15 protein-coding genes are annotated in these 17633 nt (G+C 47.8%); 6 read left to right on the top strand and 9 right to left on the bottom strand.

Annotated features, from left to right (window positions below; genetic code table 11):
• Positions 1–34 precede the first annotated feature (34 nt).
• A complete protein-coding gene (locus FPG75_RS21160) occupies positions 35–697 on the top strand; it encodes a hypothetical protein (protein ID WP_143309667.1) in 663 nt (220 codons plus the stop codon).
• Here FPG75_RS21160 and FPG75_RS21155 read toward each other — a convergent pair.
• From FPG75_RS21155 to FPG75_RS21145, 3 genes are all read right to left on the bottom strand, one after another.
• Positions 694–3144 carry a TonB-dependent receptor gene (locus FPG75_RS21155; RefSeq protein WP_143309665.1) on the bottom strand — a complete coding sequence of 817 codons (2451 nt, stop codon included), beginning with the start codon at positions 3142–3144 and terminating at the stop codon, positions 694–696. The genes FPG75_RS21160 and FPG75_RS21155 overlap by 4 nt on opposite strands.
• Before the next feature lie 132 nt (positions 3145–3276).
• Complete coding sequence (locus tag FPG75_RS21150) at positions 3277–4461, bottom strand: GTP-binding protein (protein WP_143309664.1); 1185 nt, start codon at positions 4459–4461, stop codon at positions 3277–3279.
• A 12-nt stretch (positions 4462–4473) separates the two neighbouring features.
• A complete protein-coding gene (locus FPG75_RS21145) occupies positions 4474–4875 on the bottom strand; it encodes a MerC domain-containing protein (RefSeq protein ID WP_161596870.1) in 402 nt (133 codons plus the stop codon).
• A gap of 214 nt (positions 4876–5089) precedes the next feature.
• On the opposite strand from FPG75_RS21145, the gene FPG75_RS21140 reads away from it, so the two are divergent.
• Together FPG75_RS21140 and FPG75_RS21135 are read left to right on the top strand one after the other, a co-directional pair.
• Positions 5090–5716 (top strand): SCO family protein, encoded by a 627-nt coding sequence (locus tag FPG75_RS21140; RefSeq protein ID WP_143309660.1) that lies wholly within the window; start codon positions 5090–5092, stop codon positions 5714–5716.
• Between the two features lie 16 nt (positions 5717–5732).
• On the top strand, positions 5733–6167 hold the full coding sequence (locus FPG75_RS21135; RefSeq protein WP_143309658.1) for a Fur family transcriptional regulator: 435 nt from the start codon (positions 5733–5735) through the stop codon (positions 6165–6167).
• Positions 6168–6240: 73 nt separating this feature from the next.
• Here FPG75_RS21135 and FPG75_RS21130 read toward each other — a convergent pair whose 3' ends face one another.
• The gene (locus tag FPG75_RS21130; RefSeq protein ID WP_143309656.1) at positions 6241–7962 is read right to left on the bottom strand and encodes a M3 family oligoendopeptidase; all 1722 of its coding nucleotides are present in this window, start codon (positions 7960–7962) and stop codon (positions 6241–6243) included.
• A 113-nt stretch (positions 7963–8075) separates the two neighbouring features.
• Positions 8076–8753 carry a DUF5606 family protein gene (locus FPG75_RS21125; RefSeq protein ID WP_143309654.1) on the bottom strand — a complete coding sequence of 226 codons (678 nt, stop codon included), beginning with the start codon at positions 8751–8753 and terminating at the stop codon, positions 8076–8078.
• A 368-nt stretch (positions 8754–9121) separates the two neighbouring features.
• Here FPG75_RS21125 and FPG75_RS21120 point away from each other — a divergent pair, with 368 nt between their 5' ends.
• Both FPG75_RS21120 and FPG75_RS21115 read left to right on the top strand, forming a co-directional pair.
• Positions 9122–10111, top strand: coding sequence for an aspartate-semialdehyde dehydrogenase (locus FPG75_RS21120; RefSeq protein ID WP_143309652.1), 990 nt, complete (start codon positions 9122–9124; stop codon positions 10109–10111).
• Between the two features lie 348 nt (positions 10112–10459).
• Positions 10460–10678, top strand: a complete 219-nt coding sequence (locus FPG75_RS21115) for a hypothetical protein (RefSeq protein WP_143309650.1) — start codon at positions 10460–10462, stop codon at positions 10676–10678.
• 82 nt (positions 10679–10760) lie between these two features.
• Here FPG75_RS21115 and FPG75_RS21110 read toward each other — a convergent pair whose 3' ends face one another.
• From FPG75_RS21110 to uvrB, 4 genes are all read right to left on the bottom strand, one after another.
• The gene (locus FPG75_RS21110) at positions 10761–11420 is read right to left on the bottom strand and encodes a DUF2461 domain-containing protein (RefSeq protein WP_143309648.1); all 660 of its coding nucleotides are present in this window, start codon (positions 11418–11420) and stop codon (positions 10761–10763) included.
• Between the two features lie 53 nt (positions 11421–11473).
• Positions 11474–12559 carry a porin gene (locus tag FPG75_RS21105; protein WP_143309646.1) on the bottom strand — a complete coding sequence of 362 codons (1086 nt, stop codon included), beginning with the start codon at positions 12557–12559 and terminating at the stop codon, positions 11474–11476.
• A 284-nt stretch (positions 12560–12843) separates the two neighbouring features.
• Positions 12844–14232: an ammonium transporter gene (locus tag FPG75_RS21100; protein ID WP_143309644.1), complete on the bottom strand. Its 1389-nt coding sequence runs from the start codon at positions 14230–14232 to the stop codon at positions 12844–12846.
• Between the two features lie 399 nt (positions 14233–14631).
• Positions 14632–16686 carry an excinuclease ABC subunit UvrB gene (gene uvrB / locus FPG75_RS21095; RefSeq protein WP_143309642.1) on the bottom strand — a complete coding sequence of 685 codons (2055 nt, stop codon included), beginning with the start codon at positions 16684–16686 and terminating at the stop codon, positions 14632–14634.
• Positions 16687–16786: 100 nt separating this feature from the next.
• Between uvrB and FPG75_RS21090 the strand changes: the two genes are divergently transcribed.
• Positions 16787–17578 (top strand): S1/P1 nuclease, encoded by a 792-nt coding sequence (locus FPG75_RS21090; protein ID WP_143309640.1) that lies wholly within the window; start codon positions 16787–16789, stop codon positions 17576–17578.
• The last annotated feature ends 55 nt before the right edge of the window (positions 17579–17633 follow it).

Here is a 17633-nt window from a genome sequence, read left to right as displayed (position 1 = left end):
CTGCTGTTACAAACTACCCAACCCTTACAACTGTATGAAAAAGATACTACTCCTCTTGATTTGCTGTTGTTCGCTCCTTCATACCTACGCGCAGGACGATAAACGTTTCCACAGAAACACCTATATCAAGGTCAATCCAACTACCCTCATCAATGAGCTGGATGTTTACCTCGAACAGGAACTCACCAGCAAGATCAGCCTCGAATTGGGCGTAAGTGGTATCTACACAGATTATCCGGATTATGTGCTCACGAAAAAAATAGATTTCGGACAGAAGAAACCCGATCTCAGCACCGGGCAATTCGTGGATGGCCGCGGACTTGGCTTCCGCGCTGGTATCCGCTGGTACCTCATCTCCCGCGAAACCGCGCCCTCCCGCGCTGCCGGCACCTACTTCGAACCGATCCTTTTCTATAAAAGAGTTTTTTATCCCAACGAAGACGTTACCATCAACAGGGCCACTTATACCAACTCCGGCGATAAAAACGTATACGGCCTGCAAATCCTGCTGGGCCGCCAGTTCACGAAAGACAAACTCATCATCGATCCCTTCGTTGGCATCGGCGTCCGCAGCAAGGTGTACACCTACCATTCCTACCACGATAACAATGGCGCCGTGCAGCTCAACGACGGCACTATGGTAAGCGTACTCCCCAGCTTGCAGATAGGCGTGAAGATCGGGATGAACCTCCACTAAAAAGGCACGATCACCTTCACACTGAAATTGCGCCCCATATTGTAAATGCCGGAACGGCCGTTGGGAGAGGCGCTGTAATATTCGAAATATTTCAGCCTGTTCATATTGGCCTGGTAAGCCACGTCGAACACATTATCCAGTTGTAAGAAGATATCAAAGAGATTTTTCCCTTTCCTGTTAATAATGCCGGAACCCGCTCCCACATTGATCAACGTGTAACCGGGGGTGTAGGTTTCTGTACGGTCCACACCGTAGAAATGCGACTGTGCTGCAAAAGCATCCAGCTCTACACGGCCATAAGCATGTGAAAAGATGCCATAGCTGCCACTGGCGGTAGCCCGCAGCTCGGAGCGGAAATGGAATGGCGGTATGAAAGGCAGGTAACGCGCGGCATCGCCGTTTTTCTTTATCAATGCATCATTGCGGTTCAGCCCCTCCGTATAGGCGGCACTGTTATTCCAGCTAAGCCACTTCAGCACCCGCGGATGCAGGTTCACACTCACTTCCGCACCATAAAGCCGCGCCCGTGATTGCTGGTAGCTGTAAGTAGTATTGCCCGGTACGATCACCACCGGATCACCATTATTATCGTATAGGCGTGCCTGGTAGATGTAGTTGTCGATGTTATTATTAAAGACCTCTACACTCAGGTCCAGATCGGGCAGGTAAGCGAGCAAGCCTATATCTTCCTGCAAGCTGAACTCCGGCTTGAAGTTACGGTTGCCAAGATATACAATATGCGCACCGGGATCAAGGCCATTGGAGCCGATCTCCGTGATGTTCGGCGCGCGGTAGCCTCTCGCAATATTTGCTTTCAGCAATACACGCTCTGTAATGTTCCAGGTGGCGCCCAAACTACCGGAGATACCGGTATAAGTATGCCGGAAAGCCGGGAACTGCAAGCGCGCGCCCGCTGTATCAGGGAGTTGCACATGTTGGTCAAAACCATGCTGCTTGTTCTCTCCCACATAAAAATCTTTCCAGTTGATATAGCGGTGGTCATAACGCAAACCTCCCGACAGATCTACCTTTCCAAAGGTTTTCTTTGCAAAAAAGAATCCACCGATATCGAAGAGATGATAATCCGGAATAGGGAAATCAGTAGCGTTTTTACTTTTGTTGGATTGATACATTCCATTTACGCCCACCGTTGTTTCAATGCCCGACACCGTAGGAAGATTATAGCGCACATCGTAGTTGAAGGTATTGAGCACCACGTACAAGCCAGGCTGCACGGGTACTTCGGGATGGTTATACTCCCGGCGGATGCTCTGCTGTGCGCCCAGCGTAAACGAAAGGTTGTCGTATTGCGTGTGATTGTACACACGGTAATGTTGTATGCGCTGATGCAGCGGGTTGATACGATAGGTATGCAATTCATCATCCGGCACAATGGGGCGGTTGCGGATATCATCGGCGCCGGATTCTTTTACCTGCCGCGTAAATTTGCGCGTGAGCGAATCGCGGCTGCCGTCGGGGATTTCCTGCATGTTGTCATACAAAGTAGCGCCCCATTGCGAATGGCCCCAGGATTTATCGACCCTCGCGAGGGCCGACAGATTATACTCCCTGAAAGCGGTGCCATATACATAACCATCCACACTGTTCTGATAATTATGCGCCGCCTTGTAAGTGCCTCTGGCCGCGTATTTCCAGTCGCCCGTACGCCAGGCCAGGCCCAGCGATGATCCGATCATTCCATTGTTGGTGTGATAATCGGCGAGGAAGCTGCCTTTCAAGGCGCCTGAAGCTACATTGGGAATATCCGGTATCATATTGATCACGCCGGCAAGAGCATCGGAGCCGTAAGTAAGACTGGCAGGGCCTTTCACCACTTCCGCGCGGCCTACGCCATACTGGTCTATCTCTATACCGTGTTCATCTCCCCATTGCTGCCCTTCCTGCCTTACGCCGTCGAAGAGGGTGAGCACGCGGTTGTAGCCAAGTCCGCGGATAAAGGGTTTGGAGATATTAGGCCCTGTGGTAACGGCACTCACGCCGGGCACTCCTTTGGTGATGGCATCGATCAGGTTATTGTTGACATTCATATTCATTTCCCGTTTGCCGATCACGGCAATGGGAACCGGATTTTTGCGAACCGCCGTAGCGCGCGAAACGCCCGTTACTACAATCTCTTCGAGCTTCGACTGGTCTTCTTCCAGGTAGATGTCCGGTAAGATCACAGTGCCCGCCGTCATGTTTTTATAAATGATCTGTGTTTGGTATCCCAGCATGGATACCCGGATCTCATAGTTGCCGGGGGTAATGTGTTGTATCTGGAAAGTGCCTTTTTCATCAGTGATGGCGCCGGCATGCAGGGCGGGGATGGCCACGTTGGCAAAGGCCAGGGGCTTGCCATGGCTCAGTATTTTACCCTTGATCACCAGCTGTTGTGCGCTTGCCGAAATGCAATACAACAATAGTAGCGATGTAAAAATCTTCTTCATTAGCATTATTTAAAAAACAGTTGACAGGGTCAGGTTTTCAGGATAGTAACAATGGGTTCTCGGAATAATATTTTTACAAAGCTAGAAGATATTTTTTAAACATACTTTAATTATTTTTTAGGTTAGTCTAAATTAATCCAAAGGAAACGGATCATAGAAAGCATAACCTACCTGGTACTGCCGTATCTCTTTCTCTGTACAGAGGCAGCTTTCCAGGTCCATGATGATCGCGTGTGCATCGAGGTCCTGGCCAATGATCACCAATTCGTTATAGCGATCCGCGAAGCGTTCGTCCCAGCGGGTGGTAACGAGTTGATAGGTTTCTTCGTCCATCTGCCAGCGTTCCCGCGGGATGGCGCACCACCAGTAGCCGGCCTTTTCGGCGCGGAGCGAGCCGCCGGCCTGGCTCCAGTTGAGCGCTACTTTGGGGCGGGAGGCCAGCCAGAACAATCCCTTACTGCGGATGATATTACCTGGCCAGCGTTCGTTGAGATACTCCCAGAAACGTTTTGGATGGAAAGGCTTGCGGCTGCGGTATACAAATGATGAAATGCCATACTCCTCTGTTTCAGGCGTATGCTCCTGTTCCAGTTCTGCCTGCCAGCCTGCACTTTGAGAAGTAGTTTCAAAATCGAACAGGCCGGTGTTGAGGATATCGGCGAGCGGCACCTGGCCTTTCACGGCCTCTACGATCCTGGCGCTGGCGTTGAGTTTGCGCAGTACGGACTTCAACGCGCCCAGGTCTGCTTGGGTAACGAGGTCGCATTTGTTGAGCACGATCACATTGGCAAATTCCACCTGGTCTGTAAGGAGATTTACAATCGTACGTGCGTCGCCGTTATCTTCGGTGAGGCCTTTGTCGCGCAACAGGTCCACACTGCTGTAGTCGCGCAGGAAATTGTAGGCGTCTACTACGGTCACCAGCGTATCCAGCTGGCTCACGGCGCTCAGGTCGATGCCATTGGCTTCATCCTGGTAACAGAAGGTTTGCGCCACGGGCAGCGGCTCCGAGATGCCTGTAGACTCGATCAGCAGGTAATCGAAGCGTTGCTCGCGCGCCAGCTGCTCTACTTCTTTCAACAGGTCTTCCCGCAACGTGCAGCAAATGCAGCCGTTGCTCATCTCTACCAATCGTTCTTCCGTTTTGTGCAGGGTGTTTTCATTCTTCACCAAACGCGCGTCAATATTCACTTCACTCATATCATTCACGATCACGGCTACACGAAGATTTTCGCGATTGTGCAGCACATAATTGAGCAAAGTAGTCTTTCCCGCGCCGAGGAATCCACTCAGCACCGTTACTGGCAATTTTTTCATATGTATAATTATTTAAGAATGGTTGTGTGGAACGCCCGGCCTGCAATGCCGCAGGTTGAGCAGGTGTGCGGTGATGATAGCCACCGCCCCCACGGTGATGATCACTGGCGGTATCCAGTTGCCCGCATGCATAAAATGCCCGAATACCAGCAGGCTGAAACCGCCCGCAAACAATAACAAGGGCAACAAACGGCGGTGCGTACGCCAGTAGCCGCGGCCCAGCGCCAGGCACCCGATCAGGAAAGAAGCGCCCAGCAAAGCATATTCTACTGTCGCGTTCTCAAAAATAGCCGCGCCTAACAGCGGCAATACCGTCATCAGCAATGGCAGCAGCGCACAATGAATAGCGCATAGCAACGAAGCGCCGATACCCAACGCATCCAGGTTCATCCGGCCCGGTAATCTTACTCTCATCATATCCCGAATTTCAATCTTCACAAAACTATATAATTTTGCAACAATGTTGCAAATAATTTTTTACGTAAATTTGTATTGTGAGAGATAATTTATTTCACCAACTGTAAATTGTTGTGTGTAAATAAAAAGGGGCTATAGTAAAATGGTATTGCTGGGCATCTGTTCTGTATGCACTACCTTTGTATATTGAACAAATTTTGGAATAAAGGTTATGTCGAAGAAAGCGATCATTTTAACGATATTCTTTGCGATATTAAGCGTGGCTTTTCTGGGATATGCAGGCTATGTGATCAAAGGGGAACGCGGAACATTTTTCGGCGTAGAGAAGCTGCCCATATTGGGCGCGCCAGGCCATACGGTGCCAGGGTTTACCTTCACCGACCAGGAAGGAAAGACCAGAACACAAGCCGACGTAAAAGGCAAAACTTATGTTGCGGAATACTTCTTTACCACCTGCACCGGCATTTGCCCGAAGATGAATGCCAATATGGATAAGGTGTATGAGAAATATAAAGACAACCCGGACTTTCTCATTCTGTCGCATACAGTAGATCCGGAACACGACAGCGTTCCTGTGCTGAAAGCCTATGCGCAGAAACACAATGCCGATGCAAAGAACTGGTGGTTCCTCACCGGCGATAAAAAACAACTGTACCGCCTTGCCCGCCAGGGGTACCTGGTAGACGATGGCACACCCGGTGGCGACGAGGATTTTGTGCACACCCAATGGTTTGCACTGGTCGATAAAAATGGTCAGATCCGTGGCCTGTACGAAGGCACCAAACAACAGGATGTATTTAAACTTATTAACGACATTGACCGATTAATGAAAGAATAAAGGAGTTTTTTTCATCATGGGCAACAAACAACAAATAGCAGAAAGGATAGCGACCTTACTGAGAGACAGTAAACTGAGCGTAACAGAAACCAGGACCAAAATACTGGAACTGTTTATGAAAAGTAATGGCGCATTGGAGCACAGCGACTTTGAAAAGCTGGCCGGCAAATCATTTGACCGGGTAACTGTATACCGCACCTTACAAACCTTCCTCGATAAAGGCATCATCCATAAGATACCGACTACCGACACTTCCGTGCGTTATGCCGTGTGCAAGTCGGAATGTTCGGAGCATGACCATCACGATCATCACGTACATTTCAAATGTGAGCATTGTGGCAATACCATTTGCCTCGACGATACCGATGTGCCTGAAATCCACCTCCCTAAAGGGTTTGCAGCGCATAATGTAGAAGTGGTCGTGAGCGGGGTTTGCAAATCCTGTAAATAAAATTAAAGCGATTAAAAAATGAAGAAGCCCTTGAAACGCTTTGAGCGCTTCAAGGGCTTTCATCTTGCATATCCTACAACAAATCTATTTGTTCTTTCACAAAATCAGCCAGCTCTTTCACGTAAGCAGGGGAGAAGTCGAACCGGATGCCTGCGGTTTTATATAGCGCTGGCAACGTTTTGGTAGCGCCGGCACTCAGGGCTGCCACATAATTATCGAGGGCTTGTTGTTTGTTCTCTTTGTACTGCTTCCACATTGCGATGGCGCCGAGTTGCGCAATGCCATATTCAATATAATAGAAAGGCACTTCAAACAGGTGGAGTTGTTTCTGCCAGAAAGAGGAGCGGTATGCCTCAAATCCCTTCCAGTCAACAATTGCAGGCGAAAACTCGCTCATGATCTCATTCCATTTTGCGGTACGCTCTTCCACGGTGTGCTGCGGATGTTCGTATACCCAATGCTGGAATTTATCAATAGTGGCGATCCAGGGGAAGATGTTGATGGCGCGTTCCAGCTGTTGCAGGCGTGCACGGCGCAGTTGATCGGCATCATCGAAAAAGATGTGCCAATGATCCATGGTAAAGAGTTCCATGCTCATGCTGGCTACTTCTGCGATCTCCATCGGGTATTCCTTGAAAGCGCTGAGGGCCAGGTCGTGGCTGAGAAACGAGTGCACAGCGTGACCGCCTTCATGTACCATAGTGATGAGGTCTTTCATCTGTCCGGCCGCATTCATGAAAATGAAAGGCACGCCGGTTTCAGCGAGCGGGCAGTTGTAACCGCCGGGCGCTTTGCCTTTGCGGCTTTCAAGGTCAAGGCGGCCCATCTGTTTCATCACGCGGAGGCAGTTGCCGAAGAAGGGACCTAACTCATCGAAAGTAGCGATGGCCTTTGTTACCAGCTCTTCGCCAGAGTGGAAAGGAGAGAGAGGTTCCACGCCTACTGGCTCTGCATCGGTATCCCAGGGCCTGAGCGTATCGAGCTGTAATTTTTGTTGTTGTTTTTCGAGGAGCTGCTGCAACAGCGGCACGATGTGCGCTTTCACGGCATCATGAAACTGGAAGCAGTCTTCCTTGGTATAGTCGAAGCGGCCCAGCTCTTCAAATTTATAGTCGCGGTAATTGGCGAAGCCGGCGTTCCTGGCTACCTGATCGCGTTTCAATACGAGGTCAGTGTAGAGTTTGTCGAGCGTATCGCGGTCTTGCAAGCGGCGGGCGGCCGTTTTGGAAAACACTTCTTCACGCAGGTTGCGGTCGCTGCTTTCCAGGAATTTGGCGGCCTGTTGCAGCGTGTATTCGTTACCGTTAATACTGATGGTCATTTTACCGGCAACCATGCCGTATTGCTGGGCCATCACGCTGAGTTCTGCCTGTAGCGGAATATTTTCTTCGCGGAACAGTTTTACCTGTTTGCGCACGCTGCGGAGGTAGGTGTGATAAAGTTCCTGGTCCAGCTCTTTGGTGAAGGGGCTTTCGAGGAGCTTTTTATTGAGGGCATCTGCATAGGGTTGCAGTTTGGGCTGTATCTCCATGCAGAAGTAGGCGAATGCCTCTTCGAGCGATTTGTCTGTAGTGTCGCAGGTCATGCGGATCTGCCGCCAGGCGGCATCTTCGCTGATCACGGCTTCCAGTTCGCTGATATCTTTCAGCCATTGTTCCAGGTCTTTCACATGAGTGATTGGCCTTTGTTGCAGTGCTTCGTAATAGGGCTGCAAGGTTTCCCAGGTGGTCACATGAAAATCTTCCGGTAAAAAGTGACGGGGGAGTTTTTGTATATCTGCGCTTAAATGCTTCATCTTACTAAAATAAAAAATTCCAGGCTTCCGCAGGCAGGTAAATTACCTGGTTACAGCAGCCTGGATTATTTTGTTATTTTTTTATTTTGATATTTTGTTAGGCAAGCAACAGCTTATTCTTCTGTTTTCTTCTTGCGTGGCTTGGCGGCAGCTTTCTTAGGTTCTTCACCATCGGCAGCAGCGTCTTCTTTTTTAGCCTTTGCTTTTTTCGGCGCTTTTTCTTCAGCAGCATCTTCACCTTCTTCTTTGGCGGCCTTTTTAGCACGTGGCTTTTTAGGTTTTTCTGCTACTTCAGTTTCTTCTTCAGCGGCAGGTGTGGCGGCAGCTTTTTTCTTTTTCTCCGTTGCTGGTGCGGCTACCTCTTCCACTACTTCTTCTTCACCATTGCCTTCGGCCAGGATCTCCTCAAACTTCAACAAGTCGTTGGCTTTGAGAATGCCGAACCATTTCACCATTTTCTTCATATCGCTCACGTATACCCTTTCTTCATCGAATTCAGGGAACACTTGCTTGAAATAGCTTTTGATCGCATTGTTATCGGCCTTTGCTTCTACCGGTGGGTGAGCAGTGGCTTTTTCATCCATGGCTTTGAAAACTTCCGCCAGGTTTACATTTTCACCGGTGGTGAAAACTTCGATACTTTCCAGTGGAGTAAAATTATGCACGCGGGAAGACACAAACCTTGTGCTCTTATCTTCCAGTGACCTAACGATGGCGCCATCTTGTTTACTGGCAACTAACTGAAACAAACCGCCCAATCCGGTTACTGCAACAATTTCTCTGTACTGCATGTTCAAATTTTTAGGAAGCGCAAATATAAATAATTATAATAGATTGCCCGCTGACAAATTTTCGCCTGGAAATTCCCGGCGCAGGGGGCTGAGTTTAACTCAACTTTTATGCCATTACTTTCCTCCGTTTCCGGCTCCAGGCAAGGCCTTTGAGGTCAAATATTTAGATAAAAAATATATAAATACCTGCCGGCAAAAGTACTTTATTTTCATCATATCCGGAAGATACCGATAGCTACTGCGGTGCTACCGCCCCTGGAGCCCTTGAACACAAGCGGTGATTTAAAAAAAATCACGCGTTATTAACTATGAAAACCCGCGATGATATATTAATTTTGGTCTTCCTAAAAATTAAAATGTAAAATAAAATGAAAGTTGCCGTAGTAGGAGCTACCGGGCTGGTAGGCTCAAAAATGTTACAGGTACTGGAGGAAAGGAATTTCCCGGTTACAGAATTGATTCCCGTGGCTTCTGAGAAGTCCGTAGGTAAGGAAGTAACATTTAAGGGCAAGGGCTATAAGGTGGTGAACGCAGATACGGCAATTTCCATGAAGCCTAACGTGGCGATCTTTTCCGCAGGCGGCAGCACCTCCCTCGAGTGGGCGCCTAAATTCGCCGCTGCCGGTATCACCGTGATCGACAATTCCAGCGCCTGGAGAATGGACCCTTCCAAAAAACTGGTGGTGCCCGAAGTAAATGGCGACGCACTCACGCCGGAAGACAAGATCATCGCCAATCCCAACTGTTCTACCATCCAGATGGTGCTGGTACTGAAACCACTGCACGAACAATATCGCATCAAAAGAGTAGTGGTATCTACTTATCAGTCAGTAACCGGTACCGGCGTAAAAGCCGTTACACAACTGATGAATGAAAGACAAGGCATCCAGGGTGAAATGGCTTATGCTTATCCCATCGATCTTAACGTGATCCCACAGATCGACGTATTTCTCGATAACGGCTATACGAAAGAAGAGATGAAGATGGTGAACGAGACGAAGAAAATTATGGGAGATGATAGCATACTGGTAACGGCAACGACTGTACGTATTCCGGTAATGGGCGGCCATAGCGAATCTGTGAACATTGAATTTGATAAGGAGTACGAATTGAAAGATGTGCGCACCATCCTCGAAAAAACGCCAGGAGTAATAGTTGTAGACGATCCGTCTAAACAGCAATACCCCATGCCGAAAGATGCCCACGATAAAGACGAAGTATTTGTAGGCCGTATCCGCCGCGATGAAACACAACCTAAAACAGTGAATATGTGGATCGTAGCAGATAACCTGCGTAAAGGCGCCGCTACCAATGCCGTACAAATCGCAGAATATCTGACCGCTAAAAACTGGCTGTAATCATACTGTTGTGCTATGTAATTTCAGGCAGGAATGACCCGGGAATGCAGTACCGGAGATGACTATACGAAAATATATTTATAACTCATTAAAAGCAAGCGTATTACCGCTTGCTTTTTTTTATATTTTTCATAAAAGCATAACATGCAACATGTAAAAATTACACGGAAGTAGTATTGATTTGTGGAGGATAAAATTCAATTTTGGTAGTAATAATCCTATGCCAACTAACTTAACAAACAGAGATGTCCGATTCGAAGCGAGAGAGATGCATTTTTCACTATTGTCTAATTTGAAAAACACCCTTTAAGTCCTATGAAAACCAACACCAATCGAGAGCTTTTGTTGATGCACAAGTTTACTGAAGAATGGAGTTCAAACTTTTCTTCACAGGTATCCAGGATCATGAACATCGTTGATCAGCAGGATACACTGGACGGGATTATTCCAACGATCGAAGTGGCCAATGTTTACAACCAGAAATTCGCGCACGCGCGTACCGACAAGGAAAACCTGTTGAAAAACCGCAAAGCGCGTCCGTTTGAATTTCTGATTCACAAGAACTGATTTGCTGGTTTATTAGTTAGTAATGAGGGCGCCGGAGAACAAGATTTCTGACCCTCATATAACTAATAAACCGGGCTATGGCTCAATCCATTGCCCGGTTTATGAACTGCAGGAACGGCTGCATAATGGAGAAGGTTTTTAATATATCTTTCACCAATGCTGGTTGTACAGTAGCTTCATCCGTTACCGGGCGAGATACTACCAGGCTTTTCAATTTCAAATAAGCGATCGCCGGATTATCAGGCTGGTAGCCTTGTGGCGCCGTTTTTAACGACTCGCCCTCTATCTTCCCGAAATGCCGGATGAATTCCTTATTGGAAATAATGCTTTCAAATTCACCGAAATTATAATCGATCTCCTGCCTTACTTTTTTCAGTTCAGGCGCAGGCGGCATCCAAAGGCCTCCCCCCGCCATACTGTTGCCTCCCGGCTCCAGGTGAAAATAGTATCCGGCCAGTGTCGACTTTTTACCTCCTGCCTGAAAAGAGGCAGCCATATTCACTTTGTACGGTGTCTTGTCTTTTGAAAATCTAACGTCTTTGTATATACGAAAAACACAATCTTTTACCTGCAAACCCATCATCGAAGGGTCTTGCTTCTGCAAGCCATCGATCAATTGCTGCACCATCGTCTCAAAATCAGACTTGGCCAGCATATAGTCATCGCGGTGCTCATCAAACCAGGGCTTGTTATTGTGTTGTTTCAGCGATTTCAGGAATTTTAACGTGGAAGATTGTAACATCACTTTTTTTACACCAAGATAATCATTATAAAAGAAGATAAAAACCAGACAGATCAGAAATGATATACCGCCGCTAACAGTACACTGGAAGTAACATTACCCGGTTTGCCATCGGATTTATTGAAGATATCTTTGGATGCCTTATCCAACCTGAACTCCGGTATGATGGTGAGGTTTCCTGCCTTGTAATTGAGCGACAGCGTGCCTTCCACCACTTCGCCTCCCGGGTAAGCCGGCGTGGTAAATACTTTCAGGCCATCTTTATCATTAAAATATTCACCGCGCAGCGTAAGGCCTATCCTGTTGTTAATATCATAATTCACATACAGCGCAGAGCCCCACCAGCTGGCATTTTTACGTACTTCGCTTTTCGGCTGCGTATTCGTGTAAGTACTGTAGCTGCCGTTGTAACCCAATCCCAGCGCAGTATTCACCTGGTAAGTTACTACCACGTCCACCTGGTGGTTTTGTATACTGCTGGTATCTTTCCCTTCCAAATAGTTCAGGTACAATTTAAGCGGCGTGCCTTGCGGCGCAAAGCCTAATTGTGCACCGATATATTTATGATTGTTTTGGGTAACTGATTTCAGGTCGGTAGGGTTAAAAACGCCTACCATAGCGCTTAGCGACGGGCTCAATGCAATATCTGCCTTGACACCGGTATTGAAGAAAGGACCATAACTAAATAGATAGCTCATGCTGTAATTCCTGTTCAGGTAAGCATCTACCAATTCATAACCGATGTGCGTGGCATAGCTGCCCAAACTCAACTTAACTTTCTCTGTAAGCTGATAAGACACATACAGTTGTTTGATGGCCATGGTCATGCTGTTATTTTGCGCGGGCCCGTCGTTGTAGGAAAATTCGGCCGCGCGGCGGCCAAAGCCAAGGTCGGCCACTATGCTCCCTTTCTTGAACCCATGTTCCACCTTGAGCGATACCATGCCCAGCTCGAAAGAGTTATGGGAGTTGGTAAAGCTCGTTTTATTATCGGTGGCATTACCGTTGAGATTATACTTGTAATACACATCGGCAGATCCTGAAAGTTTGAGGGCCGGGGCGGGTATCGTGTCTGTAGATTGGGACCAGGCAAGCGTTACATTGCCTGCCGCAAATAAGGTCATGAGCATTCGTTTCATTTACGTGAGTTTGGTTGATAAAATGGTAATTGAAATGCTGCCTTTTCTGCGCTCGTTTTGGGAGAGAATGTTACGTGGTGTACAGTACAAAGCGTGCCGGTTTCGCGTGCCGGTTCTTCAATAGAAGGAATGGATAACCAGTGATATCACATGGGCAGTTTCACTCACCAGTTATCCATTCCAGGTCATTCTAACGTACATGGCTACACGTACGTTTAATATAGTTGATATAGATCGTGATCAAAGAACTGAATATCGCTTGCTATGCGTATGCGGGGAACCGTTCATGAATGAACCAGCTCTTCTTCATTGAGCGTACCATGGCCGTTTACAGACATCATAGCCGGATGATAATGTTCGTTGTGCTGTGTAACATCCAGTCCGAGCGCTTCTTCATCTTCTGTTACGCGCAGGGGGTGAATGAGGTTGATCAGCTTGAAGATACCATAAGATACCGTGAAGCTGTAAGCCACTACCAGCAAGAGGCCCAGCACCTGGTTTTTGAACAGTTCGAAGTTGCCGTAAAACCAGCCATCGCTGCCGCCTGCGTTGATGGCTTTGGTAGCAAAGATGCCGGTAAACAGCATACCCACCATACCGCCGATACCGTGGCAAGGGAATACATCCAGCGTATCATCAATGCTGGTTTTGGATTTCCAGTGTACCATCATATTGGATACGATCGCTGCAACGAAACCGATGAAGATACTCTGCGGAATAGCTACATAACCCGCCGCCGGCGTGATCGCTACCAGCCCTACTACTGCCCCGATGCAGAAGCCCAGCGCCGAGGGTTTGCGGCCGCGTACTACATCAAAGAACACCCATGATAAACCTGCGGCAGCAGTAGCGGTGTTAGTAGTAGCGAAAGCGGTAGCCGCCAGCATATTGGCGCCCAGTGCAGAACCGGCGTTAAAGCCGAACCAGCCAAACCATAGCAGACCTGTACCTAACAATACGAAAGGAATATTGGCGGGTTGCAGTTCTTTCTTCTCAATATGATCTTTTCTGCGCTTCAATACCAGCGCACCGGCCAGCGCCGCGCAACCAGCAGAAATATGTACTACGGTACCACCTGCAAAGTCAAGCACGCCTAATTTAAAAAGGATGCCATCAGGATGCCAGGTCCAGTGCGCGATTGGCGCATACACCAGCAAACTGAATAACACCATGAATAATACATAAGAAGTGAAACGGATCCTCTCGGCTACCGCGCCCACTACCAGCGCCGGCGTGATGATCGCAAACTTCATCTGGAAGAGCGCAAACAACAACAGCGGAATAGTGGGGGCCAGGCTCCACGGAGCTCCTGAGCCCACATTTCTGAACATGAAGAAAGTGGAGGGATCGCCAATGATACCATGATAGGATTTACCGAATGCCAGACTAAAACCAACTACCACCCATATCACACTGATCATGCCGGTGGCAATAAAGCTCTGCATCATGGTAGAGATCACATTTTTCCGGTTCACCATACCGCCATAGAAAAATGAAAGGCCGGGTGTCATCAGAAATACAAGGGAAGACGCTACCAATATCCAGGCAATGTCACCATAATTGTATTTGCTGGTATCCGAAAAACTGGGGATCGTTGGAATAAAAATTCCTATGATGGCAATTACCGTCAGAAAAATAAACGGTAGATAGTCTTGAAATGAGTTTTTCTTCATAGCATTCGATTTTTAAATTTCTTAAATAAAAGTAGATATGAAATTCAAAACGTCAAATAGAAGCCATGAAAAATAGAAATTTTTGAATTAGTGGGAGAATATTTGGGATTAAATCAATTGTATTATATAAAATAATAATATAAATAATTATTTTCAGATGGATGAGAGCTTTGCCATGTGGCACAAAACGATATAAACCATTAATTATCAATATTTTAATGAGATATAAATTCCGTCTTGACAAAATTTAAAAAAGACATAACAGTATGATACAGTACCGGAAAGAAATTCACATTAAATAATTCATAATAAGAAACTTACGAATGAAATTTTTCCTGAAGTGAAAAAGAAAAACCATTATCACATCGTAGATAATTACATATGTGATAATGGTTGCGGCTATTGTTTCATTTCCTGTAATTCGCGTTCCAGGGCAAACATTTGGTCGCGCAAACGGGCCGCCTCCATAAAATCGAGATCGCGGGCCGCCTTCTCCATATCTTTCTTCACCTTACCGATCGCTTTCTCCATTTGCGGGATAGTTTTCACCTCCGCAGCAGATGATTTTGCGAAGGTCATCGCATCTTCAGCCACTAATGTTACTTCATCATGTACGGCCAGCGGCGATGATTCATCGAAATGTTTGATCTCCAATACAGAGGTCTGACCGAGTATCTGTTCCTTGCTTTTACGCACCGTACGCGGCGTGATATTATGTTCAATATTATAAGCTATCTGTTTCTCGCGGCGGCGGTCCGTTTCATCGATGGTGCGCTGCATGCTTTCCGTGATATGATCTGCATAGAAAATCACCAAACCGTCTACGTTACGGGCGGCACGGCCAGCCGTTTGCGTAAGCGAGCGCTCGTCGCGCAGGAAGCCTTCTTTATCTGCGTCGAGAATGGCCACCAGTGATACTTCCGGCAAATCAAGACCTTCTCTCAACAGGTTCACGCCTACCAGTACATCGATGTTGCCCAGCCGCAGGTCGCGCAAAATTTCGATACGTTCGAGCGTATCTACCTCGGAGTGGATGTACCTTGATTTCACGTTGATGCGTTTCAGGTATTTATCCATTTCTTCGGCCATACGTTTAGTGAGGGTGGTTACCAGTACGCGGTCGCCTTTCAGCACGCGCTTATCGATTTCATCGAGCAAGTCATCTACCTGGTTCACGCTGGGCCTTACTTCGATCGGTGGCTCCAGCAGGCCGGTAGGGCGTACCACTTGTTCCACCACGATACCTTCTGTTTTCTTGAGCTCGTAATCGCCGGGGGTGGCGCTTACAAAGATGGCCTGGTTCACCAGGTTCTCGAACTCGTAAAAATTCAGCGGGCGGTTATCCAGCGCGGAAGGCAGACGGAAACCAAACTCCACGAGGTTCAGTTTGCGGGAGCGGTCGCCTCCATACATACCGCCAATCTGCGGGATGGTCACGTGGCTTTCATCTATCACCAAGAGGTAATCTTTCGGGAAATAATCCAGCAATGTAAACGGCCTTGTGCCGGGCGTACGGCGGTCGAGGAAACGCGAATAGTTCTCAATGCCGCTACAGTAGCCTAGTTCCCGGATCATCTCTACATCATAGTTCACCCTTTCGGAAAGGCGCTGCGCTTCGATGAGTTTCCCGTTTGCTTTGAAATATTCTACCTGTGCATGCAGTTCGTCCTGTATTTCATAGATGATCTGCTGCATCATGTCTTTCGGCGCCAGGTACAGGTTAGCGGGGAAGATGGCGGCATTGTCCATCTTGCCTATGCGTTTCCCGTTCTGTACATCAAAACTTTCTATCTCTTCAATCTCATCTCCAAAAAAAGTAATACGGTAGCCATAATCCACGTAGGGCAGGTTGATATCTACCGTATCGCCCTGTACGCGGAAGTTACCGCGGCTAAAGTCGCCAGTGGTGCGGGAGTACAAGGAATTCACCAACCCGTGCAAGAGGGTGTTCCTGCTTAATGTTTGTCCCTGGTGGATACGGATGATACCATTTTCATAATCTGTAGGGTTACCCATACCATAAATGCAGGACACGCTGGCTACCACAATAATATCCCTCCGGCCGGAAAGCAGGTTGGACGTGGCTTTCAGGCGCAGTTTGTCCAGCTCTTCGTTGATGGCAAGATCTTTTTCGATATAGGTATCACTCACGGGCATGTAGGCCTCTGGTTGATAATAATCGTAATAAGACACAAAATATTCCACGGCATTTTCCGGGAAAAACTGCCGTAACTCGCCATAGAGCTGGGCTACAAGGGTTTTGTTATGTGTAAGCACCAATGTGGGGCGCTGTACATTCTGGATCACATTGGCCACGGTAAAGGTTTTACCGGAGCCGGTAACGCCCAGCAGGGTTTGATAGGGTTCTCCTTCCTTTAATCCTTCGGTCAATTGTCTGATTGCTTCCGGCTGGTCGCCAGCGGGAGCGTAGGGTGCATGTATCTTGAAAGGCATATGTAAATTTCTTTGAGCAGTATGTAAAAATACTAAAGAAGTGTGAGCTAAAGTGTTAAAAAAAGATGCTTTACTTTTGTTGCTTCAATCAAGGATACTTATGATGAAAAAATTTGTGCTGGGCCTGGCGCTCGGCTTCCTCTTACCTTTTGCCAGCTTTGCCTGGGGGCCTATCGGCCACCGTGTGGTAGCGGAGATTGCCTGGCAGCATCTCACGCCTAAAGCACGACAGGCTGTTACCGCCATACTCGGACGCGAGAGCCTTGCCATGATCGCCAACTGGCCTGACTTCATCAAATCAGACACCACGCACCGGTACGATCATACCAACACCTGGCATTACCTGGATTTTCCGGGAGGCGTTAGTCGCGCGGAATTTGACAGTCTGCTCAAAGCCGCTACCGGCGAGAATCTATACGTGGAAACACAGGCTATGATCAAAGAACTGAAAAACCGTTCCTTGCCTAAGGATCAAAAACAGTTTGCCTTGTCTTTCCTCGTGCACATGCTGGGCGATATGCATCAACCTTTGCACGTAGGCCATGATGAAGACCAGGGCGGCAACAAGATCAGTGTGCAGTGGTTCAATCAGCCGTCTAACCTGCACCACGTGTGGGATGAGCAGCTGATCGACTTCCAGCAGCTGAGCTATACGGAGTACACCAAAGCTATTGACATTGCCTCTCCGGAGCAGGTAAAGGCTTACCAGGCGGGCACAATCGCTGACTGGATGTTTGAATCACACGAGCTGGCGGATAAAGTTTACGGCTATACGAAACCGGATTCCAAACTCAGCTACCGTTACAATTATGTATTTATCAACGATCTGAACAAACAGTTGCTGAAGGGCGGATTGAGGCTGGCAGCGGTGTTGAACGGCATCTTTAAATAATTACGGATTACGAATTAAGAATTACGGCCCACCTGGTAGATCTACCGGGTGGGCC

Source organism: Chitinophaga vietnamensis, from assembly GCF_902167635.1.
Classification (GTDB): domain Bacteria; phylum Bacteroidota; class Bacteroidia; order Chitinophagales; family Chitinophagaceae; genus Chitinophaga; species Chitinophaga vietnamensis.
Note: the sequence above shows the minus strand (reverse complement) of the source record. Positions and strands in the feature narration are given on the sequence as shown.

Bases quoted from the DNA above. Each gene is read 5' to 3' on its own strand.
- FPG75_RS21150 (WP_143309664.1), bottom strand. From the start codon at position 4,461: ATGAAAAAATTGCCAGTAACGGTGCTGAGTGGATTCCTCGGCGCGGGA.
- FPG75_RS21135 (WP_143309658.1), top strand. From the start codon at position 5,733: ATGGGCAACAAACAACAAATAGCAGAAAGGATAGCGACCTTACTGAGA.
- FPG75_RS21130 (WP_143309656.1), bottom strand. From the start codon at position 7,962: ATGAAGCATTTAAGCGCAGATATACAAAAACTCCCCCGTCACTTTTTA.
- uvrB (WP_143309642.1), bottom strand. From the start codon at position 16,686: ATGCCTTTCAAGATACATGCACCCTACGCTCCCGCTGGCGACCAGCCG.
- FPG75_RS21090 (WP_143309640.1), top strand. From the start codon at position 16,787: ATGATGAAAAAATTTGTGCTGGGCCTGGCGCTCGGCTTCCTCTTACCT.
- FPG75_RS21110 (WP_143309648.1), bottom strand. From the start codon at position 11,420: ATGTTACAATCTTCCACGTTAAAATTCCTGAAATCGCTGAAACAACAC.
- FPG75_RS21145 (WP_161596870.1), bottom strand. From the start codon at position 4,875: ATGAGAGTAAGATTACCGGGCCGGATGAACCTGGATGCGTTGGGTATC.
- FPG75_RS21105 (WP_143309646.1), bottom strand. From the start codon at position 12,559: ATGAAACGAATGCTCATGACCTTATTTGCGGCAGGCAATGTAACGCTT.
- FPG75_RS21125 (WP_143309654.1), bottom strand. From the start codon at position 8,753: ATGCAGTACAGAGAAATTGTTGCAGTAACCGGATTGGGCGGTTTGTTT.
- FPG75_RS21120 (WP_143309652.1), top strand. From the start codon at position 9,122: ATGAAAGTTGCCGTAGTAGGAGCTACCGGGCTGGTAGGCTCAAAAATG.
- FPG75_RS21115 (WP_143309650.1), top strand. From the start codon at position 10,460: ATGCACAAGTTTACTGAAGAATGGAGTTCAAACTTTTCTTCACAGGTA.
- FPG75_RS21160 (WP_143309667.1), top strand. From the start codon at position 35: ATGAAAAAGATACTACTCCTCTTGATTTGCTGTTGTTCGCTCCTTCAT.
- FPG75_RS21155 (WP_143309665.1), bottom strand. From the start codon at position 3,144: ATGAAGAAGATTTTTACATCGCTACTATTGTTGTATTGCATTTCGGCA.
- FPG75_RS21140 (WP_143309660.1), top strand. From the start codon at position 5,090: ATGTCGAAGAAAGCGATCATTTTAACGATATTCTTTGCGATATTAAGC.
- FPG75_RS21100 (WP_143309644.1), bottom strand. From the start codon at position 14,232: ATGAAGAAAAACTCATTTCAAGACTATCTACCGTTTATTTTTCTGACG.